The organism is Mesorhizobium sp. KR9-304, from assembly GCF_040049215.1.
Classification (GTDB): domain Bacteria; phylum Pseudomonadota; class Alphaproteobacteria; order Rhizobiales; family Rhizobiaceae; genus Mesorhizobium_K.
In genome coordinates this window covers 632917-658752 of record NZ_JBDZDN010000003.1, presented here as the reverse complement: position 1 = coordinate 658752, position 25836 = coordinate 632917, and the positions used below count along the sequence as shown (strand labels likewise).

Sequence of the window (25836 nt, the reverse complement as noted above, 5' to 3'; positions counted from 1 at the left end):
CCGGCGGAGCGCCGCGACGCGCGGCCTGAAGCGCTTCTGCTGCAGCTTTGAGCCGGAATTGCGGCGCCGGCACTGCGGCGCTTTGCCCTTGCCATCCGTCCACGCCAACGCCATAAGCGATGGAATGCGACGCCTGTCGGCGACGAGGAACAGATGAAGAAGTTTTGGACCCAGTTTTTCACCTGGTGGAACGGCGAGACGCTTGGCACCCGCTTCCACACCTGGCGCTTCGGCAAGCGTGTGGGTGAGGACGAGGTCGGCAACGTCTACTACGAGGGCGGCGTCAACTCCGACGGCCGCACCCGCCGCTGGGTTATCTACAATGGCTACGCCGAAGGGTCGGCGGTGCCGCCCGGCTGGCATGGCTGGCTTCATCACCGGGTCGACGTCGCGCCATCCGCCGAAGACTATAGGCCGCGCGAATGGCAGAAGTCTCATATTCCCAATCTCACAGGCAGCCCCGCGGCCTACCGCCCGAAGGGCTCGTTGCTCTCCGGCAAGCATCGGCCACAGGTGACCGGCGACTACGACGCCTGGACGCCGGGCAACTGATCGTGCATCGGCGGTCGGGCCACGTCATTTGTCGCCACAATTGCCGGTTAGTTGCGTGGCTGGTGTCTTGATAGGCGAACGGCCCGCGCGTTTCGGGTCAGGCGCAACTTCCGGTGCTTCCCGCATGCTACCTTTTTTCAGCCCGATCCCGCTGGCCAGAACCGCACTTGGCGCCTTCGCCGCATTCGCTGTTTTCGGCCTGTCGCCGGCGAACGCCGAACGGGTCAGCAATCCAGTCGCCGAATTCACCGGCGTCGACAAGATCACCGGCCGCATCATCACCTTCGACGTCTATATCGACGAGACGGTGCAATTCGGCGCGCTGCAGGTGACGCCGCGCGTCTGCTACTCGCGCCCGGTAACAGAAGAGCCGAAGACCGACTCCTTCGTCGAGGTCGACGAGATTACCCTCGACCGAAAGATCCGCCGCATCTTCACCGGCTGGATGTTCGCCGAAAGCCCGGGCCTTAACGCTGTCGAGCACGCCGTCTACGACGTCTGGCTGAAGAGCTGCAAGCAATCCTCCGACGTCCCCGCACCGGAAACGAACTGATCCCCCGCATGTCCCTTGCCATCAACGGCGTCGCGTGCGCCCGCCATGCATTCCGGATCTGCGCGGCGGCGGCCCTCGCTGCCGCGGTCGGCACGGGTTCAGCATTGGCGGACAATGTCTGCACCATCCTCGCCGATGCCTCGACGCGCGCGGTGCTCAAGCGGGAGGGCGAATGCGACCGGCACGTTCCGCCTGCTTCGACGTTCAAGATTCCGATCGCGCTCATGGGATATGACGCCGGTTTCCTGAAGGACGAGAACAATCCGAAACTGCCTTTCAAGGAAGGCTATCCGGACTGGATCGAATCGTGGCGGACCGACATCGACCCGAGCGGCATGGATGAAGAACTCGGTCGTCTGGTATTCGCAGCAGGTGACGCAGGCGCTCGGCGAAGAGAAATTCGCCGGCTACGTCACGGCCTTCGGCTACGGCAATGCCGACGTGTCGGGCGACGCAGGCAAGGACAACGGCCTGACCCGGTCCTGGCTGAGTTCGTCGCTGCGCATCTCGCCGCTCGAGCAGATCGACTCCCTGATCAAGGTCGTCCGCAGGAAGCTCGACGTCAGCGCCCACGCCTACGAGATGACCGAGGCAATCCTGACAGAATACAAGCTGCCGAATGGCTGGACCGTCTATGGCAAGACGGGTGCGGGCTTTCCGGTGAAGGCCGACGGCACGCCCGACAGGCAACGGCCGCTGGGCTGGTATGTCGGTTGGGCGAACAAAGGCGACCGGACTATCGTCTTCGCGCGTCTCAAGGAGAATTCACAGCCAAAGAAGATGAGTCCTAGCCTTGGAACGCGCGACGACTTCTTGAAGGAACTGCCTTCGACGCTCGACGCGCTTTAGCCTGCCCTCGAATTCAGGGGTAGAAGACAGCGTTTCCCTTGAGCGCCTCGTGGAGAAGCTTCTCGTAGCGCCCGCGCGGCACGTCAATCGCGCCGAACCGCTTCAGATGCTCTGTAGTGAACTGTGTGTCGAGCAGGGCAAAATCCCGTTCGCGCAGGCGCTCTACCAGATGCGCCAGGCAGACCTTGGACGCATCCGTCTCGCGCGAGAACATGCTCTCGCCGAAGAAGGCGCGGCCGAGTTTCACGCCATAGAGCCCGCCGACCAGCAGTCCATCGCGCCAGGCCTCCACCGAATGGCAGTGCCCCTGCTCGAAGAGTTTTATGTAGGCTTCGCGGATCGGCGCGTTGATCCAGGTCGACGTCCGTTCCTCGCGCTCCTCCGCGCAAGCATCGATGACGCCCGCGAAATCGGTATCGATTCGTATATCGAAGCGGTTCTGCCGGATCACCTTCCTGAGGCTTTTCGGCATATGGAAGGCATTGAGCGGAATGACGCCCCGCGTCTCGGGCCGCACCCAGAAGACTTCCGGGTCGCCGGCGCTCTCGGCCATCGGGAACACCCCCGACGCGTAGGCCTTGAGCAGAAGATCGGTCGGAATGCGATAGCCGGGCGCGTAGGGACGGGTCATGGCCACCAGCCTGCCTGGCTACTCCACCGTCTCAACCAGATATTTTTCCAGCCAGTGGATATCGTAGTCGCCATTGGCAATGTCCGGATTGCCGACCAGATCGCGAAACAGCGGCAGCGTGGTCTTGATGCCGTCGACGACGAACTCGTCAAGCGCACGGCGTAGCCGCATCATGCATTCAACACGGTTGCGGCCGTGCACGATCAGCTTGCCGATGAGGCTGTCGTAGTAGGGCGGAATGCGGTAGCCGGAATAGACGCCGGAATCGACCCGGATGCCAAGACCACCGGGCGTGTGGAAATGGGTAATCGTGCCGGGCGAAGGCGTAAAGGTGCGCGGATCCTCGGCGTTGATGCGGCATTCGATGGCGTGGCCCTGGAAGCGGATTTCGTCCTGCGTTACCGACAGCCCGCCGCCCGAAGCGACGCGGATCTGCTCATGCACCAGGTCGATGCCTGTGATCGCCTCCGTCACCGGATGCTCGACCTGTAGGCGCGTGTTCATCTCGATGAAATAGAACTCGCCGTCCTCGTAGAGAAACTCGATCGTGCCGGCCCCGGAATAACCGAGATCGGCAATCGCCTTCGAGCAGGTCTCGCCGATTCGCGCGCGTTCTTCGGCATTCAGAGCGGGAGAATTCGCCTCTTCCCACACCTTCTGGTGGCGCCGTTGCAGCGAGCAGTCACGCTCGCCGAGGTGGATGCCGCGCCCCATGCCGTCGCCGAACACCTGAACCTCGATGTGGCGGGGCTTTTCGAGATATTTTTCTATGTAGACCGCGTCGTCGCCAAAGGCCGCACCCGCCTCGGTGCTCGCCGTCTGCAGCGCTTGTATCAGGTCGTCTTCGGACCGCGCGACCTTCATGCCGCGCCCGCCGCCGCCGGCCGACGCCTTGATGATCACGGGATAGCCTATATCGGCGGCAATGCGTTTCGCCTCGCGCTCGTCCGACACGGCGCCGTCCGAGCCGGGCACGACCGGAATGCCGAGACGCTTGGCCGTACGCTTGGCCTCGATCTTGTCGCCCATGATGCGGATGTGATCGCCCGATGGCCCGATGAAGGTGATGTTGTGGGCGGCCAGGATGTCGGCAAACTTGGCGTTCTCGGATAGGAAGCCATAACCCGGATGCACCGCGTCCGCTCCTGTGATCTCGCAGGCAGCAACGATCTGGTGGATGTTGAGATAGCTATCGCGCGACGGCGGCGGGCCGATGCAAACGCTTTCGTCGGCGAGACGCACATGCATGGCGTCGGCGTCAGCCGTCGAATGCACGACCACCGTCTGGATGCCGAGCTCCTTGCAGGCGCGCAGCACTCGAAGGGCGATCTCGCCGCGGTTCGCTATGAGTATCTTCTGGAACATGCGCCCTGATCTTCCGGCGCTATTCAATGATGACGAGAGGCATGCCGTACTCGACCGGCTGGGAATCCTCGACAAGGATCGCGGTGACCGTCCCGGAGCGTGGCGATGCAATCTGGTTCATCGTCTTCATAGCCTCGATGATCAGAAGCGTCTGGCCCTCCTTGACCGCCTGGCCAACCTCCACGAACGGCTTGGCATCGGGCGACGGGGCGAGATACGCCGTACCGACCATGGGCGAGGGTACCGCATTTTTTGACGTCTCGGCCGCGGCCGGGATGGGCTGCGCGGACGGCTGGGACGGAGCTGTAGCCGCATATACCGGTTGCGGGGCGGCGACGGCATGAACGGCGGCCGGTTGCCGAGACACGCGAACTTTGAAGGCGTCGAGTTCGACTTCGATCTCGGTCAAGTTCGTGTCGTTGAGAATTCCCGCGAGATCGCGGATCAGTTGCTGGTCAATGCCGGTCTTTTTTGTTGTCATTTCAAGGCCTTTTCATTGTCCGTCGTCAAATCCGCGCCGCCAGCGCCTGAAGCGCAAGCGTGTATCCGAGCGGGCCGAAGCCACAGATCATGCCCAGCGCATGGGGGGCAACTTTGGAAACGTGGCGGAAGGGTTCGCGGGCGTGGATGTTCGACAGATGCACTTCAACGACCGGCAATGGCGCCACCGAGCGGATAGCGTCGTGGATTGCGATCGAAGTATGGGTGTAAGCGCCTGCGTTGAGCACGATGCCCTGCGCTTTCTCGCCTGCTTCCTGAATCCAGTCGACCAGGATGCCCTCGTGGTTGGACTGGCGGAAATCCACGTCGATGCCGAGCGAGCCAGCGGCCTTCCGACAGTCGGCGGCGACACCATCCAGGGTCTCGGTTCCATAGATTCCCGGCTCGCGCTTGCCGAGCATATTGAGGTTTGGGCCGTTCAAAACGAAGATCGTTTTCAAGCAATGGACCTTTTCTCGCGCCGGCAATCTCCGGCGCGCCGCCACCTCTATAGTGGGCTTAGTCCGCCGCGAAAAGAGCGCAAGAGCCTAGTTTTGCTATCCACAGGCGGGGCTAGGCCCGATCCGATCCTAGTTGGCGGCCTGCGTCGCCGCTGTACGGGCTTCCGCGATTTTCTGAGCCAGAAGATCCTGGCCGAGCGCACCGAACACGACCTCGCTGCCAACCACATAGGAAGGGGTCCCCGTGATCGCCAGCTTGTTGGCCAGTTCGTAGGTCTTTTCGAAGGCTGCGCTGATCGTCGGGTTCTTCATTTCCTCGCGCAGCCTTGCCTCGTCGGCGCCGAGCGACATAGCGACCTTAATGGCCGTCGCTTCGCTGGCGCGGCCTTGCCCGCCGAGCAGCTGGTTGTGGAAATCCCCGAATTTTTCCGGCATCAGCGTCCGGAAGGCCATCGAGACGACATGCGCCTTGGTCGAATCCGGCCCGAGGATCGGAAACTCCTTGAGCACGAAGCGCAGATCGGGGTCGGCTGCCGTCAGCGCCAGCATGTCTTCCTGGGCGCGTTTGCAGTACCCGCAGTTGTAGTCGTAAAACTCGACGATCGTGGTCTTGCCGTGGGGGTTGCCGACAATACCGTCATAAGCAGCGTTGAATATCTCATCCCTGGCGGCCTCGATCACCTCGAGATTGGCCACGCGCTGCTGTTCCCGCTGCTTCGTCTCGAGCGCCTGCTGCATGTCCAGCAGCAGTTCCGGGTTCTTCACCAAATAGTCTCGGATGATGTTCTCTATCTCGACGCGGTCGACGGAGGCGGTCGCGGATGCAAGCGCTACCGCCTGCGGCGCGTCATTGGCGATCGCCGCCTCGGGGCGGCCGGCGACGTAGCCGACCGCCAGCATTGCGGCAGCGACGGCCAGACCAGTCGCACTCAACCAAATCGCCTTGCTCATCGTTGCTCGTCCTCTATCCGGTGACACTCACGGCTCTGTCGCAGCATGAGCCAAAAAGGTTCATTTCTTCTTCTTGGGCGTCTTGTAGTTGATGATGTCCTGCGCCCTCACCCACCCCGGCGCGCCGCGCTTGAACTTCTGCTGCGCACGCATGGCGAAAATCTTCGCCTGCTGGTAGTTGCCGCCGTAATAATAACCTTCCGCGGTCGCCAGTTCAGCATCGGCAACTTCGCCCAGCTGGTTGTAGGCCTGCGCCAAATAGGCATAGCCGTTGAAATTTTCCTTGTCCCGGCCGAGACCTTCCTTGATCTCGGCCACGGCTTGCTTGACTGCTCCGGGCTTGCCAGTCGCTATCAGCGCCTGCCCGTAGGCGATCGGCAGGATGCCGGACTTCGCCGGATCGAGCTGGACGGCCAGCTTATAGGCCTCGGCAGCCTTCTCAGGCTGGTTGGCGCGCAGAAGGATGTCGCCGCGCAACTCGTGGAAGTAAGGGTTCTTCGGCTGGATCTTGATCAGCGCGTCGGCCTTCTTCAGCGCAGCGCGCGGACTGCCGAAGAGGAGCGCGGATTGCGCTTCGCCATATTGGGCGGCGAGGCTGCCGGGCATCTTCTTGAACAGGCGGGAAGCTGCCGCCTGCCCTTGCGTGTAGACAGCAATCTTGGCGCGCATCATGTCGTGACGCTGCTGCAGCGCCTCCGAATCCTTGTTGTCGTAGTGCGGGCTCGCTTTCACCAGCGTTTCGAGATTGGCTACGCGGTCGCGCGGCATCGGATGGCTTTGCTGATAGGGATCAACGCGTGCGCCGGAAAGCGACAGCGCGCTCTGGAAGCGCTGGAAGGTGATCAGCATGCCCGCGCCCGACTGCCCGGTCGCCTCCAGATACTTGATCGCCGATTGGTCGGCGGTGGCTTCCTCCGAGCGCTGATAGCCCAGCAGGCCACGTCGCGCGGCCTCGGTGCCGCCGGCCATGAGGCCAGCGCCGGCGGCACCGAGGCCGCCGGTATCGGTGGCCGCGCCGGCCACCATCGCGCCGACGCCGAGCAGCGAAGAAATGACGGCCATGGTCTGCGCACGGGCAATCTGCTCCCGCAAGCGGTCCTGATGGCCGCCAGCAATATGCCCCGCCTCATGCGCGATCACGCCGATGATCTCGTTTGGAGTGCCGGCCTGCAGCAGCGCTCCAGTGTTGATGAACATGCGGCGACCGGCCACGAACGCATTGAAGCTCGGATTATTGACCAGGATGATGTCGATACCCGACTTCGACAGGCCGGCGGCCTTGAAGATCGGACGCGCATAGTCGCGCACCAGCGCCTCGATCTCGGCATCGCGGACAATCGGCAGGTTGCCTTGCGCGAAGGATACCGCCGACCCGGCCGATACGACGACTGCTGCAAGCAGCAGCGTTGCGGCCGCGCGGGCAAGGACAATCGTCGAGCGAATGAAGGAATCCATGGCGGGGAGCACAGGTAAACGAGCAAAGGGGCAATGGAAAGGCGGCGCCGGGGACATCATGAACTTGTGATCCCCATATCAATCAGGCATTTGTGCGGCGCAGTCGGTCACGGGACACGAGTCAGGCAATGGCGGTAGCGATCTCGAAACGCGGCGATGTCGAACCTTTCCACGCCATGGACATCCTCGCCGAGGCCAACCGCCTGAAGGCGCTCGGCCAGCCGATCGTTTCGATGGCGGTCGGGCAGCCGTCGGATCCCGCGCCGCAACGGGTTCGCGAGGCTGCGGCGAAGGCGCTGGCCGACGGGCGCATCGGCTATACTGACGCATTGGGGCTTGCGGCGCTGCGGGAGGCGATCTCCGCGCATTATGCCGAACATTACGGCGTGGACGTTGCCTCAAGCCGGATCGCGGTAACCACCGGCTCATCAGCCGCGTTCAACCTCGCCTTCCTCGCCATGTTCGATCCCGGCGACCGAGTCGCGATCGCCGCTCCCGGCTATCCAGCCTATCGCAACATCATGACGGCGCTCGGCCTTGAGGTCGTCGAGATCGAGCTTTCGGGCGCCGCTTATCTGCACGCGCAGCATCTGCGCGAAGCGAACGCCGAGCGACCCTTGAAAGGCGTGCTTTTCGCCAGCCCGGCCAACCCGACCGGAGCGGTGATTCCCACTCACGACCTCAAGGAACTCGTCGAGACGGCGCAAGAACTCGGCATCGCGGTGATTTCCGACGAGATCTATCACCGGCTCGCCTATTCGGCTCCCGACATGACCGCCCTGAGCCTCGGGCCGGACGTCACGGCCATCAACTCATTCTCCAAGTTTTACTGCATGACCGGCTGGCGGATCGGCTGGATGGTGCTGCCGGAGAAGCTGGTACGGCCGATCGAGCGGATCGCGCAGAGCCTCTACATCTCGCCACCGGAAATCTCCCAGATCGCAGCCATCGAGGCGTTCGGCGCGACGGCGGAGCTGGAAGCGGTCAAAGCGAGATATGCCTGGAACCGCGATCTGCTGATGCGCCGCCTGCCTGAGCTAGGCTTTGCCTTGGCCGCGCCGATGGATGGAGCGTTCTATGCGTTCTGCGACGTTTCGAAATTGACAAACGACAGCATGGCTTTCGCGCGGCGGATGCTGGCCGAAGCCCAGGTAGCGGCAACGCCCGGGCGCGATTTCGACCCACTCGCCGGCCACCGCTACATGCGCTTTTCCTATGCCGGCAGCCATGACGACATGGTGTTGGCCATGGATCGCATCGAGCGCTGGCTGCGATAACCGCTAATGCTTGCGAGCCTGCACCAGATAGGCGTCGATCTCCGCCTCACCCAGCCATTTCATAGCTTCGAGCCTGTGCAGCCCCTCGACGAGGATATGACGCTTGCCGTCGTGGCGAACCTGGATCGGCGTCGTCAGACCATGCTCGACGATATCCTCGGCCAGCGCGCGGACCGTTTCGGGATGCAGTGTCTTGCGTCGAGCCGTCGGCACGTAGATGCCGTCGATTGGAACTCTTGTCACTCGCAGCATGCTGCCTCCCGAACGGCCATCTATGATCATGAAGCATGACGTTCTCCGAAAGTCTGCACCTTTCGGGCTTACGCGTAAGCCGTGCACATAGGATCGTGCACATAGGATAGAGCGTTCGGCTTGCCGCGCCCAGGCGCGCCGCCCTGGCTCAGCGCCGTGTCTTGGCGAGCGCCTTGCGCTTGGCCTCGTCGATGAGGCCGTTCGCTACCTGCATGCGGGCAAGAGCGCGTTGTCTGAGGTGCGGCGCGACGCGGTCGGGATGATTGTTCAGGGCAAAGGCGCGACGCAGCCTCCCGAAATCCGTGGGATCAGCATTTGCAAGGCCGAGTTCGGCTGCAATCGCCTCAGGCTCTATGGGTAGCAGTTCCCCGGCATCGGGAGCAGCCGGCGTCTTCTCGAAACCGACCTCCGCGAGCAGCGCGGACAGCTCTGCCTCGATCCCCACACCCGCTGCTCGGTATTCCGCAGCAGCCGCCTCACGCGACACTTTGATGCGCCCCGAATGCAGCTCTTCGGCCACGGCCAGATAGTCGAACGGGATCGTTGGCCGGGGAGCGGTCTCCTCAGGAGTTTCGGTCACCACGAACAAATCGTCCAGCAGCGAAGCGAAATCGCGGTTCGTGCCCGTGACAGCCTCCCATACTCGAACATCGACCGTCGACAGGCACCGTAGAGCGGGGGCGTTAAAAATCACTGCGCGGAATGAGGACGACTTTAGATTTGGCGGGCGCGCATGGCAGCCATGCGCCATGCTGCACTGCACAATGGCCTGCGAATCGATTAAATACGGAGTGGGGGGACCAATTTGGGGCTTGAACGATGGCTTTCTACACTGAACTGTTTTCCCGCCCGCGTCCTCGCGAAGAGGTGCGCTACCGAGCGGCCCTTGCTCTTCTCAATGCCATGAGCAATGCCGACCGTTCCGACATCGGCATCAAGCCGGCGGATTTCCCGCGCATCGCCCGGGAAACCGCGATGAAATGAAGCGCCGGGCGCTCAGTCTCTACCCAGGAAGTTGCCCTTGCCCAGCGGCACGCCGTTGTGGCGTAGAATGCCGTAAGCCGTGGTTACATGGAAATAGAAGTTCGGCATCGCGACGTCGAGCAGATATTTCAATCCCTTGAGCTCAACGTCGTTGCCGCCGATCTTCAGCGTTACCGTCCGCTCGTCCGAGCCCTCGAACTCCTCCGGCTTGAAGGTCGCCAAATAGTCCCTCGTCTTCGCTACGCGGGCCTGAAGCTCCGCGAAACTCGCCTCATTGTCCTCGTATCTCGGAACCGCGCGCCCAGCGAGCCTTGAAGGCGCGCCCTTGGCGTGATCGGTCGCGATCTGCACCTGCTTCGTCAAATTGAGCATGTCGGGCGCAAGTCGAGCGGTCAAAAACACGTTCGGGTCGATCTTGCGTTCAGCGGCGTTGGCTTCGGCCTTGGTCAGAACGATCGTCAGCGCCCTCAGCCGCTCCGAAAAGACAGGAACGGAAACATCATACATGGAAATCACGGAAAACCCTCCAGAAGGAATGCGGAAATCGCTTCGCGCAGATAGGGTTCCACCACAGCCGATTGCAAGCGTCACCCGGCTGCGCAATCGATGCTATATCATTTAGCCAAAGCGGTGGAGACAAGCTCATGCGGCCATTGCCCCTTGCGTTAGCGTCGGCGGTGCTCCTGCGCTGCCTTTCAGGCGTCGATGCTTTCGCACAAGAGACGCGCTACATCGACGACCGATCGAGTGCGGCAACGATTGTGAAATCGCTCTACAACTCAGTGAACCGCAAGGAATACGCCCGCGCCTGGGACTATTTCGGCGACGAGAAGCCAGCGACGGACTTCAAGGCTTTTGCCGACGGCTACGCCTCGACAGAACGCGTCGACGTCGAAATCGGAGCGGTATCGGAGGAAGGTGCCGCCGGCAGCATTTTTTACAGCGTGCCCGTGGCCATCCGCGCGGTCGGGGCCGACGGTTCCGAAAAAGTCTTCGCCGGCTGCTATACCGCCCGCCAGGTCAACGCGCAGATCCAGGAGCCGCCATTTCGGCCGCTCCACATCGACAAGGGCAGCCTGAAGCCCGCCGACGGGGACCTCGTCGACGCCCTGCCCGCCCAATGCGGCGATACGCCGCCGGCAAAGACGGACGCAGCCTTCGAACAGGCCAAGGCAGCGTTTGCGGCCAGCCACGCCGAACAATGCGAAGCCAATGGCGGCGCAAGAGCCGACGACCCGTCCAATGCACCCCAGGCCTACCCGATCTCCTACCACTACAAGACGGACGCGGAAGGCGCCGAGCCCAGACAGGCGCGTCTCTTCCGTTTCTATTGCTCGATGGGCGCCTACAATGAAGTCCACATCTACTATGTCTCGGACGAGATAAGCGGCGTGAACGAATTGCATTTCGCCGAGCCGGAACTCGACATCCGCTATGAGAACGACAATTCCGAAGGCAAGGTCGAGAGCATTACCGTCATCGGCTTCCGGTCCAGCGGCGAACTCATAAACTCCTTCTACGACGAAGCGACCATGTCGATCTCATCGCATGCCAAATGGCGCGGCGTCGGCGATGCGGCGTCATCGGGGACCTGGATCTTCAGGGACGGCGCTTTCGCGCTGGTCAACTACGAAGTGGACGCGTCCTATGACGGCGAGATCAATCCCGAGACGGTGGTGGACTACAATACCCCGCCTTGAGTTCAGCGCGATGCCGAAAGCATCCAGTTGAGCGTTTCGCGCCAGTCCGTCATCCGTATCGGCGTGCCATGCGTGCCGGTCTCGAAGCGCACGAAGCGGGTCGGATACCCGGGCGAACGCGCCAGGATTGAGCGGTAGAAGGCCTCCTGTTTCTCGACCGGGAATACAGGATCGCGGCTGCCTTGACCGAAGAACACCGGCACCTTTCGCTTGAAGGCGGCGCTGGACAAAAAGCCTTCGTCCCAGAGCGAGCCGAGCAGCAGGAGGCCTGAGAGCCTGCCGGCCAATGTGGAGTTCCCGGCGAGTTGCCAGCAGAGCATGCCGCCCATCGAGCCGCAGGCGATGAAGATTTTCGCGCCCGGGGATTTTTCCGCGTAGTGCCCGACCAGTGCGGCGACCTCGGCGGCTCCTGTCTCACCGAAATCCGCAAAGTCCGGGGACAGGTAAAGCCCGCCATTGGTCGCCATCAGGTTCTTGATGCGGTTGAAATTTCCGCCGAAAGTGAAATCGTCGACGCCCTGCTTGCGGCTGCCGCCCTGCCCGTGAAGATAGACGGTGATGATGCTGGCGCCCTCGGTTCTGCCGACCGCAAAATGGTGGATCGTGCCGGCGTCCGTCTTCAACGCGAGATCTTTCTGGACCTTGCGCACGCCGGTCGAGACGTATTGGCCGCGCACACGCCGTTCGGGCACCTGATCGCGTTTGTCGATGTCGCGCGCCTCGCTGTAGTCGACCACGAGGTAAGCCCCGCCGGCCTCGGACGCGAGGATGCCGGGGTAGGCGAAAAGCTCGTCCTTGAAAGGTTTAAGGGCCTGCGCACTGGCCTGGGACGCCACGGGCAGCACGAGAAGCAGGAAGAGCAGCAGGCGAAATCCCATCCGTCAGTCCTGAAGCACGCCGCCAGCGCTTTCAAGGGCATCCCTGGTATCGACGTCGATCATGGCGCCTTCGCCGATCTCGACATCGACGACCGGCATCGATCCGGCCTCGACGAGGTGTCGTGCGCCGGTGTCGCCTTCCAGTTGGGCTACGGCGCCGAACAAGGCGCGTGGCAGGATGACGGGATTTCCGCGCCTGCCGTCATGGGTGGCGCGCACGATTGCTTGGCCGCCGGCCCTTCGGAAAGCAGCGATGAGGCGGTCGAGGTCGGCGGAGGAGACCGCCGGCATGTCGCCAAGCTGGATCAGAGCGCCAGCAGCATCCTCAGGCACAGCGGCGATGCCGGCTTTGAGCGAACTTGAAAGCCCCGCAGCAAAATCGGCATTGTGCGCAACGCCGGTATGCAATCCGTGCAGCGCTTCGCGGATGCGCGCGGCCTGATGGCCGGTCACAACTGTCGCACTGGACGCCTTCGACGCGAGAACACGCTCGACTGTCTGTCGGATCAGCGGCTTGCCGGAAAAATGCGCCATTAGCTTGTTCGGCCCGCCCATGCGGCTCGAACGGCCGGCGGCTAGCACCACGGCGTGCACTTTCGCGGCGGCCGAGAGCGACGGAAGCTCGCGCGGCTGCGGACGGGTCGGGATTTCCATCAGCAAGCCGCCGACGCCCATGCCGGCAATGTCGCCTGCCGTGACGTCGATCCCGGCGATCAACCGGTCAAGCACCCAGTCGAAGCCGTTTTCCTTGGGGCTGCGAGCGCAGCCGGGCGCACCGATGACGGGCTTTGTTCCCAATTGTCCAAGAACCATGAGATTGCCGGGGTCGACGGGCATGCCGGACCGCAGCACCTCGCCGCCAGCCTGCCTGATTGCCACCGGGATGACATCGTCGAAATCGCAAAGCGCAGACGCGCCGAAGACGATGACCATGTCGTTCGCCGCGGCCAGCGTTCCGATCGCTGCTGCCAGCGGTGCAGACTCATGCGGGGTGCGTAACTCGTCGGCGATCATGCTGCCCGATCGTGCAAGGCGGTTCGCCATCACGCGGGTGGTCTTGGCCAGAACGCTGTCCTTCAGGCCAGGAAGTACCGTCTGGACCAAGCCCACGGTCATCGGCCGGTACGGATGAACTGCGAAAATCTCCGATGCCGCGAGAAGCGAGACGACGCTGTCCACCAGAGCGCGATCGACGGCGAAGGGAATGATCTTCACCGTCGCGACCATGTCGCTTTTTTCGACCGGCTTGAACGCGGCGATCGTCGCCAGCGTGATCGCCGGATCGATTGCGTTCAATCGGTCGACCAAAATCTTGTCGACGGTGAAGACGCCCGCATCGGATGCGTGAAGATTGACGCGGCCAGTGGCGGCCGGCTTCGCCTCGATATCATGCAAGCGCATGCTCGCCGCGATACGTGCGGCAGCTGCATCCTCGTCGAGATCGTCGGAGGACAGAACCGCGGCGACAATCTCGCGGACACCCGCCGCTTTCAGCAACGCAATATCCTCGGCGGTGAGACGATGCGCCTTGCGGAAGCGCCGGTCGCCGGCCGTCGTGGCATGGGCGAGCATCGCCCCTTCGGCATCTTCAACCCGGACCGGCCCGAATTTCATGCAGCTTCGCCCTTTGGCGCGCGAACCGCGTCGGCCAGGCCGCGCGAGCGGAAGGTGCGCACCACTTGCGCCAGCACCGCGACGGCAATCTCGGCCGGGCTCGCAGCGCCTATGTCGAGGCCGATCGGCGCCGCTATGCGCTCGATGTCTTCCGGCGTCGCCCCAAGCGCCAGCAGGCGCTCCACCCGCTTTGCATGCGTTTTCCGGCTGCCGAGCGCGCCGACGTAGAAACAGCCGGCGTCGAGAGCGGCCTTCAGCGCGAAATCGTCGATCTTGGGATCATGGGTGACAGCGGCGAGGCCCGTATAGGCGTCGAGCGGCCGCTGCGCCAGAACCGTCTCGGGCCAGTCAGGATAGAGGTCCGTGTCAGGGAAACGGTCGGGGGTGGCAAAGGCACTACGTGGATCGATGATCTCCAGCGGATAGCCGGCGATGCGCGCCATCGGTGCGAGCGCCTGACTGATATGGACGGCGCCAATCACCACCAGCCGCGGTTGCGGCAGATGCGCGTTGAAGAAGAACTTCTTCCCGTCTGCCTCAACCGCCCCGGAATTGCCTGTGCGAAACGCTTTCGCCAATGCCTCGCCGACCTCGCCGTCGAACGCATCGTTCTCCCGGACCAACATCGCACTGCCGTCTTCAAGGTCGGTAACCAGCACCACCGCGCGGCGGGCGCGGCGTTCCTCGTTCAGGGCTTTGAGAACGGAAATATCCATGATTCCCCTCAGCCGAGCCTCTCGACGTAAACCTTGATCCGGCCTCCACAGGAAAGGCCGACCCGCCAGGCGGTTTCGTCGGCGACGCCAAACTCCAGCATCTTCGCCTTGCCCGTGTCGATCACGTCGATCGCCTCGGTGACGACGGCGCCTTCAACGCAGCCACCCGAAACCGAGCCCTGAAAGTTACCCTCGGCATCGATAACGAGATGGCTGCCAACCGGACGCGGCGCCGAGCCCCAGGTCTCGACCACGGTCGCGATCGCCACGGCCCGGCCTTCGTCCCGCCAGCCCTCCGCGATGATCAGCGGGTCGCGGGCATCGTCGAGATGAACGTCTTCCATCAAGTTCCTCCTTCGCGATCTTAAGCGGCCCGGTGCCCGAGCCACAAGCGCGGGTCGATGTCGCGCGAAGACGGACGGTCGAGCGAAGCACAGAGATCGGCAAGTGCATTGAGGTTGTGGACGGCGCGGAACTCGTCGACATAGGGCAGCATGGCCTTCACGCCGCGGGCCCGCGCCTCGAAGCCGTCGAAGCGCAGCAGCGGGTTGAGCCAGACCAGCCGCCGGCAAGACTTCTGGAGTCGCTCCATCTCCCGAGACAGGCCAGCGATATCGTCGCGTTCAAGGCCATCGGTGATCAGGAGAACCACCGCGCCCTGCCCCAGCACTCGGCGCGACCACAGCCGGTTGAACTCGGCCAGCGTATCGCCGATACGCGTGCCGCCCGACCAGTCCTTCACCGCGGCGGAGCATTCGGCGAGCGCCGCGTCGGGATCGCGGTGACGCATCTGGCGCGTCAGGTTGGTGAGGCGCGTTCCAAAGACGAATGTGTGAACGCGACGCCGCTTTTCGGTCAGCGCATGCAGGAAATGCAGGAAGATGCGCGTGTATTGGCTCATCGAACCGGAGATGTCGGCAAGCACGACCAGCGGCGGGTGAACCTCGCGCGGCGAGCGGAATTTCGGCAGTATGAGCTTGCCGCCGGTGCGTGACGCCAGCCGGATCATGGCGCGCGCATCGATTCGGCGGCCGGACGGGTCGGCGCGAAACCGGCGTGTGCGCACCGTATCGAAGGGCAGCCGTAACGCGGCGATCGCGCGCCGTGCCTCACCAAGCTCAGCCGCGTTCATCTGGGCGAAGTCCTTGCCGCGCAGAAGCTCGTTGCCTGACACGGTGAAGCGCGCGTCCATCTCGATCTCGGGGATCTCCTGCATGGGCTGCCGCTTGCGATGCCCCTCGAACATGGCATCGGCAACACGGCTCTCGGCTGTGCGCGGCTTCTGCCGCTCCCGGTTGTCCGGAGCGACGGGCGAGAACATGGCAAGCATCTTCTCGATCAGCTCGTGGGATTTCCAGAACAGACGGAACGCCTCGTCGAAGGTCGCATGATCCTCGTGCCTCGACACGAGCACGGCATGCAGCGTCCAGTAGAAATCGTCCCGCGAACCGATCCCGGCGGCAAGCACCGCTTCGATGGCGTCCTTCACGGACGCCGGTCCGACCCGCATGCCCGCCTTGCGCAGCGTGCGAGCGAAATAAACGATGTTGTCGGCGAGACGGCCGTCAGGATTGGCGATGGCGGCCGCCGGCACAGGCGTCACTCCGCCGCGGCGGAAAGCTCGGCCTTGACCTCCTGAAGGATCCGCCGGCCTTCACCCTGTTCTATGCGCGCGATGTCGTCCTTGTACTTCAGAAGCACGCCGATGGTGTCGGATACAGTTTCGGGATCGAGGGCCACCTTGTCGAGTTCGGTCAGCGCGCCGGCCCAGTCTATGGTTTCGGCTACGCCCGGCACTTTGAACAACTCAAGCTGGCGCAGCTTCTGGATGAAGCCGACGATCTCAGCGGACAGCCGCTTGTTGGCCTCGGGCACCTTGCGCCGCACGATTTCCAGTTCCCGGGCAGCGTCCGGATAATCGACCCAGTGGTAAAGACAGCGGCGCTTCAGCGCGTCGTGGATTTCGCGGGTGCGGTTGGTGGTAATGATCACGATCGGCGGCTCTTCGGCCTTGATCGTGCCCAGTTCGGGTACGGTGACCTGGAAATCGGAGAGGATTTCGAGCAGGAATGCCTCAAAGGCCTCGTCGGTACGGTCGAGTTCGTCGATGAGGAAGACCGGAGCCGCGCCCGCCTTGCCGGTCAGCGCGTCGAGGACCGGGCGGCGGATCAGGTAGCGTTCGGAGAAGACGTTCCTCTCCATGTCTTTTCGGTCGACCTTGCCGGCCGCCTCCTCCATGCGGATCTCGATCATCTGGGCGGCATAGTTCCACTCGTAAACCGCCGAAGAGACGTCCAGGCCTTCGTAACACTGGAGCCGGATCAGCCGACGCCCGAGCGACTGCGCCAGAACCTTGGCTATCTCAGTCTTGCCAACGCCCGCCTCGCCCTCGAGAAAGAGCGGGCGCTTCATGCGCAGCGACAGGAAAAGCACGGTCGCCAGCGACCGGTCCGCGACATAGTCAGCGCCGGTCAAGAGATCGACCGTCTCATCGATCGTTTGAGGCGCCGGACGGGGGTGAAGTTCGGCCATGCTATTTGACCTCTGCGGCTTCAGAAGACTCGGTAGCCGCGGTTGAAGTACATCAGCGGATCAATCGTATCGCCGATGCGGATGCCCGTCACCTGGCCGAACAGGATGCGATGCGTGGCGTGGTCCTTGGTGTCGATGATCGCGCAATCGAATACGGCGAGACCACCGATGAGGGTCGGGGCGCCACTGGAAATGCGATCCCATTCGGCAAGTGAAAAGCGTTCCTCGGCAGGCAGGCCAGTCTGGCCCGAAAAGCCCTCGGCAAGCGCCTGCTGGTCATTGCCAAGCGTGTTGAGCGCGAAATTGCCGTTCCGGACGAAGGTCTCGTTCTTCAGATTTTCTCGATTGAGGCAGACCAGCACTGTCGGTGGCGCGTCGGATACCGAACAGGCGGCGATCACGGTTGTGCCGCGTTTGCCTGCTGGCCCATCGGTGGTGACAATATGGACCGCGCCCGCAAACCGCGCCATCGCATCACGATAAGTCTGCGGACCAATTTCGTTCTTCTTCAGCACTCGTGAGTTTCCCGCGACAAATCTGCCCTCGCTATATATGGCCGGATAGCATGCCCCACAAGCAATGGTGGCCGGTCCAACCACATCGAATTCGCTTGTTGCGCTTGACCAGGCCAGCCTTTACGTCTTGCCGGGCATTGGCGGCAGGTCTCATGCTGCCGACAAAGGGAGAATCAGCGCCGCCTCATGCGACTTCCGTTACGAACGCTCTGCGCCCTTGCTGCGCTGGTGCTCGCCGGCGAGGCCGGCGCACAGGCGTCGATCGGGCTTTCGGCGCCGCTGACCGGCCCTTCCGCGCTGATTGGCGAGCAGATGCGCACAGGCGCCAACATGGCGGCGGAACGGTACGCCAGTTCATCTTTCAGGCTGATCGTTGCCGATGATGGTTGCACCGCCGATGGCGGTGCTCGGGCTGCCCGGGAGTTGGTGGCGGCGAAGGTGCAAATCGTAGTCGGTTTCCTCTGCGGCGAGGCAATCGAGGCCGCGCTGCCGATTCTGAAGGAAGCGAACATCCCGGCGATCACCGTCGGAGTGCGCACCGACAGCCTGACCGATCGCAGGAACCGCACCGGCTGGCCGGTCTATCGGCTAGGCCCGCGCGCCGACAGTGAGCGCGAAGCCGCGGGGCGGCTGCTTTCGCGGCTCTGGCAAGGCGAACTCTTCGCCATCGTCGACGACGGCACGATCTATGGGCGAGAGCTCGCCGAAAGCGTGCGCGTCGCTGTCGAAAAGGCCGGGCTGTCGCCGGTCTTCGTCGATACGTTCCGTCCGCAACTCGACAACCAGATCGGCCTCGTTGGACGACTGCGGCGCGCCGGGGCCACCCATGTCTTTGCCGGCGGCGACCGCGACGACATTGCCGTGATCGGCCGCGATGCCGCCCAGTTGCAGACCGGCCTCACCGTAGCTGCCGGTGAAACGCTGCGCTCGATCGGGGAAATACCGCTCGCGCCCGGCACTTTGATGGTCGCCCTGCCCGACTGGGCCGACGTCGCGGTTCCCGCGGTCACGGCAGCTTTCGCGGAGCGCAGGATATTGGCACAGGGCTACGTTTTGCCGACATACGCCGCCATCGAGGTGGCGCATGCGATCCTCGCAGAGCCATCGGTGGCTGGCGGATCGATCACCGACAATCTTTCAGGCCGCGACTTCGCGACCGCGATCGGCACGATCAGGTTCGACGACAAGGGCGACCTCACCGAAAATCCCTACCGCCTCTTCCGCTTCGACGGAACGGGATTTTCCGAGGTGACTGTCCCCTGATGTTTCACACTGGACCCCGCAACCTGATCACGGATGTCGTCGGCCTGCGTGTCGGCAACGCCTCGGACGGGCAACTCAAGTCGGGCGTCACGGTTGTGCTCTGCGACAACCCTGCCGTCGCCGGCGTGCAGGTGCTCGGCGGCGCGCCGGGCACGCGCGAGACGGATCTGCTCGAGCCGCACAATTCGGTGGACACCGTAAACGCGATCGTCCTGTCGGGCGGCTCCGCCTTCGGTTTGGACGCGGCGTCCGGCGTGCAGGCGGCGCTGCGCGAGGCGGGCATCGGCTTTCTCGTGCGCGGCAACCACGTCCCTATCGTGCCGGCCGCCATCCTCTTCGACCTGGCGAACGGCGGCGACAAGAATTGGGGCCGCTATCCGCCTTACCGCGAACTGGGATACGAGGCAGCGCAGAATGCGTCGCAAGACTTCGCCATAGGAACCACGGGAGCCGGAACGGGGGCGCTGACTGCTGGATTGAAGGGCGGGCTGGGCTCGGCGTCGACCGTGCTCGACAGCGGCATCCATATCGGTGCGCTTGCCGCGGTCAATTCAACGGGCTCGGTGACGGTCGGCCGCGGCAAGTATTTCTGGGCGGCGCCTTTCGAGATCGGCGACGAATTCGGCAATCATGGCTATCCGTCGCCCATTCAAGCCGACGCGCGAAAGATACTGCTGAAATTCCGCGACAAATCGGTGGGAGCAAACACCACGATCGCGGTCATAGCAACCGACGCGGTGCTTACGGCAGCCGCAGCGAAGCGGCTGGCGATAGCTACCCATGACGGCTTCACGCGGGCGATCTGGCCTACGCATACACCTGCGGACGGCGATCTCGTCTTCGCGCTCGCTACAGGCGCCAGCGGAAAGGAACTGTCGGAGGACGACGCTATCGACCTCTATGCCGCTGCCGGCGCCACGATGGCACGCGCGATCGCGCGTGGCGTTTACGCCGCTACGCCCGCGGAGAACGACTTGTTTCCCGTCTGGACGTCGCGCCTTCGCTGAGAGCGGAACGCAACATTAGGATTCTGCGGCGATACTGGCCGGCCAGGCAACCTGCAGGACGCCAGATGTCTACCGGCTACCTGCCCGGAGCTTTCACAACGGGACAGGCATGACGACCGTTTCAGCAGCCAAAAATTCGTCCTGGCTGTCCGGTGCGCTGTCCGGCGCCCTGCCGGCGCCACTTCCCACGCTTGTTGGTATGCTGCTCTGGGGCACCGTCATGGGCGCCAGCGCCCTCATGGCTTTGGTGCTGGCGGATTGGGAAACGCCGCAGAAGATAAGAACCGTCACTGCGCTCTTCGCTTTGGGTGGCATCGTCGCCTTCCCGCTCGGCCTGATCCCGGCGCGTTTTCTGTCCTATCGGAGGCAGGGGGAAACCATGTTTGCCGCCGCTTTCCTGTCGCTCGCCTTTGCGACCGTCTGCGTGACCGCCGGATTCTTTGCGCTACAATACCGGGATTATTATGCCGAGTGGCACGCTGACGCATTCACGCGAATCTGGTTCCTGCAGTTCGCTCACACTTTCGCTGCCGCGCTCTATCAGTTCGCGGTGCTCGGGTTACGCCTTTTCTTCCCACTCGGGTTTGCCGCCTTGCTCATTGCGTCATTCTGGTTTGCGCGACGCATGCGTTGAGCATTCCCGCCACCTCTGTTAGGGAGCGGCGGTATCAATCCTGATGGGAACCGCTCCGAGATGATCCCTCGCTATTCGCGCCCGGAAATGGTCGCCATCTGGTCGCCAGAAACCCGTTTCCGCATCTGGTTCGAGATCGAGGCGCACGCCTGCGACGCGCTGGCCGAGCTTGGCGTGATTCCGATAGAAGCTGCCAGGACCATCTGGGAAAAGGGCGGCGCTGCGAAATTCGACGTCGACCGCATCGACGAGATCGAGCGCGTCACCAAGCATGACGTGATCGCTTTCCTGACGCATCTCGCCGAATTCGTTGGGCCAGATGCCCGCTTCATCCATCAGGGCATGACCTCGTCGGACGTACTCGACACATGTCTTGCCGTGCAGCTTGCACGCGCCAGCGATCTGCTGCTTGCCGACGTCGACGCACTTCTGGCGGCACTGAAGAAGCGCGCCTTGGAGCACAAGGACACCGTCACCATCGGCCGCAGCCACGGCATCCACGCCGAGCCAACCACCTTCGGCGTGAAGCTGGCACTCGCCTATGCCGAGTTCTCCCGCGCCCGCGAGCGGCTCGTCCACGCCCGGGAGGACATCGCAACCTGCGCCATCTCGGGCGCAGTCGGCACATTCGCCAACATCGATCCCTATGTCGAAGAGCATGTGGCTGCAAAACTCGGCCTGAAGCCGGAGCCCGTCTCCACCCAGGTTATCCCGCGCGACCGTCACGCCATGTTCTTCGCTACGCTCGGCGTCATCGCCTCATCGGTCGAGCGGCTGGCAACCGAAATCCGGCACCTGCAACGCACGGAAGTGCTGGAGGCGGAGGAGTATTTCTCGCCTGGCCAGAAGGGCTCGTCGGCGATGCCTCACAAGCGAAACCCGGTGCTGAGCGAGAACCTGACCGGGCTCGCCCGCATGGTGCGCTCCTACGCGATGCCCGCGATGGAAGACGTGGCGTTGTGGCACGAACGCGACATATCGCATTCCTCGGTGGAGCGGATGATCGGCCCGGATGCGACAGTGACGCTCGATTTCGCGCTGACGCGACTGACCGGCGTCATCGACAAGCTGATCGTCTACCCGGACAACATGCTGAAGAACCTCAACAAGTTCAGCGGTCTCGTCCATTCGCAGCGCGTGTTGCTTGCTTTGACGCAGGCAGGTGTGAGCAGGGACGACGCCTATCGCCTCGTCCAGCGAAACGCCATGAAAGTATGGGAAGAAGGCGCTGATTTCCTTGAGGAACTCCTGGCTGATCCGGACGTTACCGCAGCGTTGCCAGAGGCGGAGATCCGCGAGAAATTCGATCTTGGTTACCACACCAAGCATGTCGACACGATCTTTCGGAGGGTTTTCGGAGAGACGTGATGATCGCCGCCAACGGAGATTTCGATTTTCTCGCGGTGCCTGGCCGCGGCAACTCCATGCCCGATCACTGGATGTCGCACTGGTGCCGCGCTTTCCCGAATTCGAGCAGGGTTCTGCAGGCGGACTGGAACAGGCCGGAGCCGAAGGCCTGGATTGCCCAACTCGATGCTGCCGTCGCCATCGCACCGAGGCGCGTAGTGGTCCTCGCGCACTCGCTTGCTGTTGCCGCTACGGTCAAATGGGCGGCCGAGGCGAGAGAAGACAGATTAACCAAGGTCCTAGGCGCCTTCCTGGTGGCGGCCTCGAACGTCGATGATCCCGACCCGTCCTTCGACCTGATCAGGCCGTTTGCCCCTATGCCGATGAACCGCCTGCCTTTTCCAGCGCTCGTGGTCGCCAGCCGCACCGATCCGCGCGTGACTTTCGAGAAAGCACAGGAGTTCGCCGCAGCCTGGGGCGCGGAATTCGCTGACGCCGGCGATCTCGGCCATATGGGCAACGAAGCCAAGCTCGGGCTTTGGCCGACCGGCCTGCTGTTGCTTGGACGATTGCTGGAAAAAGCCCAGGCTTAACTCACCCTACGTGATGGCATTTCGCTGATAGGAAGGAACTCCTGTCGCGCAGCAAGCGTTGTCGGCGGCATTCAATCTGGAGTGACGCCTATGCCGCATCCGCAGACCCGGACCGTACATATCGGCAGAGCCGGCTGGTTCGGGGTGGGGGCGTTGGCAGCCAGCACGGTTTTCGTCCTTCTTATCGTGGCGGGGGAGTATTTCAGAGCAGGCGGCAGCGAGCCTTCGGCGAACACCGAGCAGCCCGCGGTGATCATCGAGGGAGACTGAACGCGCTGCATTGGATTCAACAGAAGCGCGCGATGGCGGGTTTCCGTCAGGTCGGCTTTCCTGGGGTCACTCGGATTTCGGTGCCCCAGGGGTCGTTATATTGGGCCGACTCGATGGCGTCCGACGAGCGCAACTCGACCCAGGCCAGGCCGGACCGGCCCTTCTCACGCCTTCCCGCCCCTGCGCTTTGCCAGGTGTTGGCGCCGATATGGTGGTGGTAGCCGCCGGTCGAGAGGAACACCGCTTGCGCGCCGTATCTCGCAACCGTGTAGAAGCCGAGCGTCTTGTGCCACCAAGCCTCGGCCGCGAGCGGATCGCCGACCCTCAGATGCACATGGCCGACGATCGAGTTTTCCGGCGCGCCTTGCCAGCCAGCGTCGGCGGCGGGAACCTCGCCGCGGACCGCGGCAATATCCATGCGCTGCGTCGCCAAGGTGATCTGATCGCCGTTCCACTTCCACTCGGTCGGCATGCGATCGGCGTAGATCTCGATGCCGTTGCCCTCAGGGTCGGTCAGATAGAACGCTTCGCTGACCAAATGGTCCGAGGCCCCGTCGATCGGAATCTGACGCTCGGCGGCGAAGTTGATCCAGCGTCCGAGATCGGCGCGGGAAGGCAGCAGAAACGCCGTGTGAAATAGGCCAGCACTGCGCGGATCGTCAGGCTTGGCGGCTTTGTCGCTTTCGATAACCAGCAGCGGCCGGCCTTTGGCGCCCAGCACTATGGTCTCGCCATCCGCAGACAGTTGCTCCAGTCCGACGATCGCACTGTAATAATCGGCCAGCGCCTTGGCGTCGCGCGCCTTGAGGCCGACCTGTCCAACGCTGACCGGCGTTGTGGCTGCAAATGGAAGTTCGCTCATGTTCTGCTCCGTTGCAGCGGCAAATCCCCTCGGGGCTGCTGCCAGTTTGCCGATACCGCCAATCACGGCGCGATGGGTTAGCGTCAAAGCCGCGACTCCCGAATACGCACCTATTTGCATTCGAACACGTACATCGGGCCAAAAGGTCGTTCACACAAGTGGGCTAAGTCCGAACACGGTGTTCACTCGGCGTTGACTCACCAACCGGTTGCACGTCGCAGGCACGCTCGCTACATGCGCGACATGAAAGTCAAAGACGCAGATATTTTGTTCGTTCCGGGCTATACGAACTCCGGCCCGGACCATTGGCAGTCGCGTTGGCAGTCGAAGCTCTCGACGGCGCGCCGCGTCGAACAGGCCGAATGGTCGAAGCCGGTGCGCGAGGACTGGACCTCAGCGATGTCCAACGCCGTGAACGAAGCTGAACGGCCGGTTGTGATCGTTGCACATTCGCTAGGCGTGCCAACCGCCATTCAGGCTATCCCGCAGTTCAGGAAGCCTGTCGTCGGGGCGTTCTTCGTCGCGCCACCGGATGTCGCCAACCCGTCGATCCGCCCGAAGCATCTGATGACCTTCGGTCCCTACCCGCGCGACCCGCTGCCGTTTCCGTCGGTCGTGATCGCCAGCCGCAACGACCCCTACAGCGCCTTCGAGGTCGCGGAAGATGCTGCCGCGGCCTGGGGTTCGCTTTTCATCGACGCAGGCGAGCGAGGCCACATCAACGCTGAATCCGGCCACGGTCCGTGGCCGGAAGGATCGCTCACTTTCGCGAAGTTCCTGTCTCAGCTTTAGGATTTGGCCCCGGTCAGCGACGTACGCACGGCCGTCAGCAGCGCGTCGGAGCCCAGTCTCATCAGGGTATGCTCCGAGCCCATGGCGAGCAATTGGTAGCCCATCGAGACGTAACGTCCCGCCGTCGCTGGGTCGATCACATAGATGCCCGCATATTTGCCGGCCTTGCGGGCGCGGCCGCCTATCTGCTCGACCGCCTGCATCATGTCCTCGAGCGTGGCATTGACACGGGCGCCATTGGTCCAGGCGATCGAAAAGTCGGAGGGGCCGAGGAAGATCGCGTCTATGCCGGGCGTGTCGAGGATACGGTCGAGAATGTCTACCGCCGCACGCGTTTCGATCATGGCGAAAGAGATGGTGCGCAAGTTGCTCTCGCGCAGCCAATCGCCGAAATCGCCTTTGCCGTGGCGCGGAAAGCCGTAGGTCGGCCCCCAGGAGCGTTCGCCGGCAGGGGGATATTTCATCGCTGCGCCGAAGCGTTGCGCGTCCTCGATCGAATTGACCATTGGCGCGATGACCGCCTCGGCGCCGAAATCGAGCGCGCGGCTCGCCATGTCGAAACGCCCGACAGGAATCCTGACAAGTGCGGGCTTTCCAGCGCGCTGGACCGGGACGATGCTGCGCAGCACACTGTCTTCGTTGTGGCCGCCATGCTGCATGTCGAGTGTCACGGCGTCAAAACCTTGCGCCGAAAGAATCTCGACGGTCAGCGCATCCGGGACGCCGGACCACGCGCTGCACAGCGTTTCGCCCGCGGCGAGCCTTGATTCCAGCGACATTCATCCCTCCTCGGTCGGCCCCTATGTCAGGCCGGTACCGCGAAAAAGCAAAAGAAAAACCGCCCGAAATGAGCGGTTTTCATTGATCCAGCAGTCCTGGGATCAGCTTTTGACCTGCTCGATGGCCCGAGCCATCAATTCGTCCATCGTGCGGCGGATCTGATGCTCGGACTGGGCGACGCCGGCGGCGTCGAAGTCCGCCTTGATCTTGCGCAGCACGTCATGGTCGCCGGCCTCCTCGAAATCGACCACGATCACTTCTTTGGCATAGGATTCGGCGTCCGCGCCTGATTTTCCAAGCTTTTCGGCGGCCCAGAGCCCGAGCAGTTTGTTGCGCCGGGAAGTAGCCTTGAACCGCAATTCCTCGTCGAACGCGAATTTGCGTTCGAAACCCTTTTCGCGGTCACTGAAGTCGCTCATCGAAAATCCTCCGGATAGGTGGTGGTCGTTCGGACCGGATATGGTGGCTGACTGCACAAACCAAAAGGCTAGGCCGCGGTCAATACGGACGACCATGCTGCGGT

General features: G+C 63.0%; 32 protein-coding genes. 13 read left to right on the top strand and 19 right to left on the bottom strand.

Annotated features, from left to right (window positions below; genetic code table 11):
• Window positions 1-153 precede the first annotated feature (153 nt).
• From ABLE71_RS19450 to ABLE71_RS19440, 3 genes are all read left to right on the top strand, one after another.
• Entirely contained in the window at window positions 154-552 is a 399-nt protein-coding gene (locus tag ABLE71_RS19450; RefSeq protein WP_348785103.1) for an NADH:ubiquinone oxidoreductase subunit NDUFA12, read from the top strand.
• A 124-nt stretch (window positions 553-676) separates the two neighbouring features.
• A complete protein-coding gene (locus ABLE71_RS19445; protein WP_348785102.1) occupies window positions 677-1105 on the top strand; it encodes a DUF2155 domain-containing protein in 429 nt (142 codons plus the stop codon).
• A 339-nt stretch (window positions 1106-1444) separates the two neighbouring features.
• Window positions 1445-1954 carry a penicillin-binding transpeptidase domain-containing protein gene (locus tag ABLE71_RS19440; protein ID WP_348785101.1) on the top strand — a complete coding sequence of 170 codons (510 nt, stop codon included), beginning with the start codon at window positions 1445-1447 and terminating at the stop codon, window positions 1952-1954.
• A gap of 13 nt (window positions 1955-1967) precedes the next feature.
• On the opposite strand, the gene aat is transcribed toward ABLE71_RS19440, so the two are convergent.
• From aat to ABLE71_RS19410, 6 genes are all read right to left on the bottom strand, one after another.
• Window positions 1968-2585: a leucyl/phenylalanyl-tRNA--protein transferase gene (gene aat, locus ABLE71_RS19435; protein ID WP_348785100.1), complete on the bottom strand. Its 618-nt coding sequence runs from the start codon at window positions 2583-2585 to the stop codon at window positions 1968-1970.
• 18 nt (window positions 2586-2603) lie between these two features.
• Window positions 2604-3950 (bottom strand): acetyl-CoA carboxylase biotin carboxylase subunit, encoded by a 1347-nt coding sequence (gene accC / locus ABLE71_RS19430; RefSeq protein WP_348785099.1) that lies wholly within the window; start codon window positions 3948-3950, stop codon window positions 2604-2606.
• A 19-nt stretch (window positions 3951-3969) separates the two neighbouring features.
• Window positions 3970-4431, bottom strand: a complete 462-nt coding sequence (accB, locus tag ABLE71_RS19425) for an acetyl-CoA carboxylase biotin carboxyl carrier protein (RefSeq protein WP_348785098.1) — start codon at window positions 4429-4431, stop codon at window positions 3970-3972.
• 25 nt (window positions 4432-4456) lie between these two features.
• The gene (gene aroQ / locus ABLE71_RS19420; RefSeq protein ID WP_348785097.1) at window positions 4457-4891 is read right to left on the bottom strand and encodes a type II 3-dehydroquinate dehydratase; all 435 of its coding nucleotides are present in this window, start codon (window positions 4889-4891) and stop codon (window positions 4457-4459) included.
• 129 nt (window positions 4892-5020) lie between these two features.
• On the bottom strand, window positions 5021-5842 hold the full coding sequence (locus ABLE71_RS19415; RefSeq protein ID WP_348785096.1) for a DsbA family protein: 822 nt from the start codon (window positions 5840-5842) through the stop codon (window positions 5021-5023).
• A 60-nt stretch (window positions 5843-5902) separates the two neighbouring features.
• Window positions 5903-7297, bottom strand: a complete 1395-nt coding sequence (locus ABLE71_RS19410) for a M48 family metalloprotease (RefSeq protein WP_348785095.1) — start codon at window positions 7295-7297, stop codon at window positions 5903-5905.
• 128 nt (window positions 7298-7425) lie between these two features.
• Between ABLE71_RS19410 and ABLE71_RS19405 the strand changes: the two genes are divergently transcribed.
• A complete protein-coding gene (locus ABLE71_RS19405; RefSeq protein WP_348785094.1) occupies window positions 7426-8574 on the top strand; it encodes an aminotransferase class I/II-fold pyridoxal phosphate-dependent enzyme in 1149 nt (382 codons plus the stop codon).
• Between the two features lie 3 nt (window positions 8575-8577).
• Here the strand turns inward: ABLE71_RS19405 and ABLE71_RS19400 are convergent, their stop codons facing one another.
• Together ABLE71_RS19400 and ABLE71_RS19395 are read right to left on the bottom strand one after the other, a co-directional pair.
• Window positions 8578-8826: a ParB N-terminal domain-containing protein gene (locus tag ABLE71_RS19400; RefSeq protein WP_348785093.1), complete on the bottom strand. Its 249-nt coding sequence runs from the start codon at window positions 8824-8826 to the stop codon at window positions 8578-8580.
• A gap of 148 nt (window positions 8827-8974) precedes the next feature.
• A complete protein-coding gene (locus ABLE71_RS19395) occupies window positions 8975-9577 on the bottom strand; it encodes a hypothetical protein (protein ID WP_348785092.1) in 603 nt (200 codons plus the stop codon).
• A gap of 68 nt (window positions 9578-9645) precedes the next feature.
• Here ABLE71_RS19395 and ABLE71_RS19390 point away from each other — a divergent pair, with 68 nt between their 5' ends.
• Window positions 9646-9810, top strand: a complete 165-nt coding sequence (locus tag ABLE71_RS19390) for a hypothetical protein (protein ID WP_348785091.1) — start codon at window positions 9646-9648, stop codon at window positions 9808-9810.
• A 12-nt stretch (window positions 9811-9822) separates the two neighbouring features.
• Here the strand turns inward: ABLE71_RS19390 and ABLE71_RS19385 are convergent, their stop codons facing one another.
• Window positions 9823-10317, bottom strand: a complete 495-nt coding sequence (locus ABLE71_RS19385; RefSeq protein ID WP_348785170.1) for a DUF1993 domain-containing protein — start codon at window positions 10315-10317, stop codon at window positions 9823-9825.
• Between the two features lie 137 nt (window positions 10318-10454).
• Between ABLE71_RS19385 and ABLE71_RS19380 the strand changes: the two genes are divergently transcribed.
• A complete protein-coding gene (locus tag ABLE71_RS19380; protein ID WP_348785090.1) occupies window positions 10455-11510 on the top strand; it encodes a DUF1176 domain-containing protein in 1056 nt (351 codons plus the stop codon).
• Between the two features lie 2 nt (window positions 11511-11512).
• Here ABLE71_RS19380 and ABLE71_RS19375 read toward each other — a convergent pair whose 3' ends face one another.
• The 7 genes from ABLE71_RS19375 to ABLE71_RS19345 are packed head-to-tail and all read right to left on the bottom strand — an operon-like array spanning window position 11513 to window position 17765.
• Entirely contained in the window at window positions 11513-12388 is an 876-nt protein-coding gene (locus ABLE71_RS19375; RefSeq protein WP_348785089.1) for an alpha/beta hydrolase, read from the bottom strand.
• 3 nt (window positions 12389-12391) lie between these two features.
• The gene (locus tag ABLE71_RS19370; protein ID WP_348785088.1) at window positions 12392-14002 is read right to left on the bottom strand and encodes a molybdopterin-binding/glycosyltransferase family 2 protein; all 1611 of its coding nucleotides are present in this window, start codon (window positions 14000-14002) and stop codon (window positions 12392-12394) included.
• Window positions 13999-14718: an XdhC family protein gene (locus tag ABLE71_RS19365; RefSeq protein WP_348785087.1), complete on the bottom strand. Its 720-nt coding sequence runs from the start codon at window positions 14716-14718 to the stop codon at window positions 13999-14001. Before ABLE71_RS19365 ends, ABLE71_RS19370 begins: the two co-directional genes overlap by 4 nt.
• A gap of 8 nt (window positions 14719-14726) precedes the next feature.
• The gene (locus ABLE71_RS19360) at window positions 14727-15065 is read right to left on the bottom strand and encodes an XdhC family protein (protein ID WP_348785086.1); all 339 of its coding nucleotides are present in this window, start codon (window positions 15063-15065) and stop codon (window positions 14727-14729) included.
• A 17-nt stretch (window positions 15066-15082) separates the two neighbouring features.
• Entirely contained in the window at window positions 15083-16312 is a 1230-nt protein-coding gene (locus ABLE71_RS19355) for a VWA domain-containing protein (protein WP_348785085.1), read from the bottom strand.
• 5 nt (window positions 16313-16317) lie between these two features.
• The gene (locus tag ABLE71_RS19350; RefSeq protein ID WP_348785084.1) at window positions 16318-17250 is read right to left on the bottom strand and encodes a MoxR family ATPase; all 933 of its coding nucleotides are present in this window, start codon (window positions 17248-17250) and stop codon (window positions 16318-16320) included.
• Window positions 17251-17270: 20 nt separating this feature from the next.
• The gene (locus ABLE71_RS19345; RefSeq protein ID WP_348785083.1) at window positions 17271-17765 is read right to left on the bottom strand and encodes a flavin reductase; all 495 of its coding nucleotides are present in this window, start codon (window positions 17763-17765) and stop codon (window positions 17271-17273) included.
• A gap of 186 nt (window positions 17766-17951) precedes the next feature.
• On the opposite strand from ABLE71_RS19345, the gene ABLE71_RS19340 reads away from it, so the two are divergent.
• The 6 genes from ABLE71_RS19340 (at window position 17952) to ABLE71_RS19315 (ending at window position 22879) form a co-directional block, all read left to right on the top strand.
• Complete coding sequence (locus ABLE71_RS19340; RefSeq protein WP_348785082.1) at window positions 17952-19028, top strand: branched-chain amino acid ABC transporter substrate-binding protein; 1077 nt, start codon at window positions 17952-17954, stop codon at window positions 19026-19028.
• Window positions 19028-20035: a P1 family peptidase gene (locus tag ABLE71_RS19335; RefSeq protein ID WP_348785081.1), complete on the top strand. Its 1008-nt coding sequence runs from the start codon at window positions 19028-19030 to the stop codon at window positions 20033-20035. The genes ABLE71_RS19340 and ABLE71_RS19335 overlap by 1 nt, the downstream gene beginning before the upstream one ends.
• 199 nt (window positions 20036-20234) lie before the next feature.
• Window positions 20235-20669 (top strand): hypothetical protein, encoded by a 435-nt coding sequence (locus ABLE71_RS19330; protein WP_348785080.1) that lies wholly within the window; start codon window positions 20235-20237, stop codon window positions 20667-20669.
• A gap of 60 nt (window positions 20670-20729) precedes the next feature.
• Window positions 20730-22037: an adenylosuccinate lyase gene (purB, locus tag ABLE71_RS19325; RefSeq protein ID WP_348785079.1), complete on the top strand. Its 1308-nt coding sequence runs from the start codon at window positions 20730-20732 to the stop codon at window positions 22035-22037.
• The gene (locus tag ABLE71_RS19320; protein WP_348785078.1) at window positions 22037-22609 is read left to right on the top strand and encodes an alpha/beta hydrolase; all 573 of its coding nucleotides are present in this window, start codon (window positions 22037-22039) and stop codon (window positions 22607-22609) included. Before purB ends, ABLE71_RS19320 begins: the two co-directional genes overlap by 1 nt.
• A 90-nt stretch (window positions 22610-22699) precedes the next feature.
• Window positions 22700-22879, top strand: a complete 180-nt coding sequence (locus tag ABLE71_RS19315; protein ID WP_348785077.1) for a hypothetical protein — start codon at window positions 22700-22702, stop codon at window positions 22877-22879.
• A 46-nt stretch (window positions 22880-22925) separates the two neighbouring features.
• Here ABLE71_RS19315 and ABLE71_RS19310 read toward each other — a convergent pair whose 3' ends face one another.
• Entirely contained in the window at window positions 22926-23741 is an 816-nt protein-coding gene (locus ABLE71_RS19310) for a VOC family protein (protein ID WP_348785076.1), read from the bottom strand.
• 243 nt (window positions 23742-23984) lie between these two features.
• Between ABLE71_RS19310 and ABLE71_RS19305 the strand changes: the two genes are divergently transcribed.
• A complete protein-coding gene (locus ABLE71_RS19305) occupies window positions 23985-24533 on the top strand; it encodes an alpha/beta hydrolase (RefSeq protein ID WP_348785169.1) in 549 nt (182 codons plus the stop codon).
• Here the strand turns inward: ABLE71_RS19305 and ABLE71_RS19300 are convergent.
• The gene (locus ABLE71_RS19300) at window positions 24530-25312 is read right to left on the bottom strand and encodes an HpcH/HpaI aldolase/citrate lyase family protein (protein WP_348785075.1); all 783 of its coding nucleotides are present in this window, start codon (window positions 25310-25312) and stop codon (window positions 24530-24532) included. The two genes, ABLE71_RS19305 and ABLE71_RS19300, sit on opposite strands and share 4 nt — an antisense overlap.
• A 102-nt stretch (window positions 25313-25414) precedes the next feature.
• On the bottom strand, window positions 25415-25732 hold the full coding sequence (locus ABLE71_RS19295) for a DUF1476 domain-containing protein (RefSeq protein ID WP_348785074.1): 318 nt from the start codon (window positions 25730-25732) through the stop codon (window positions 25415-25417).
• Window positions 25733-25836 lie beyond the last annotated feature (104 nt).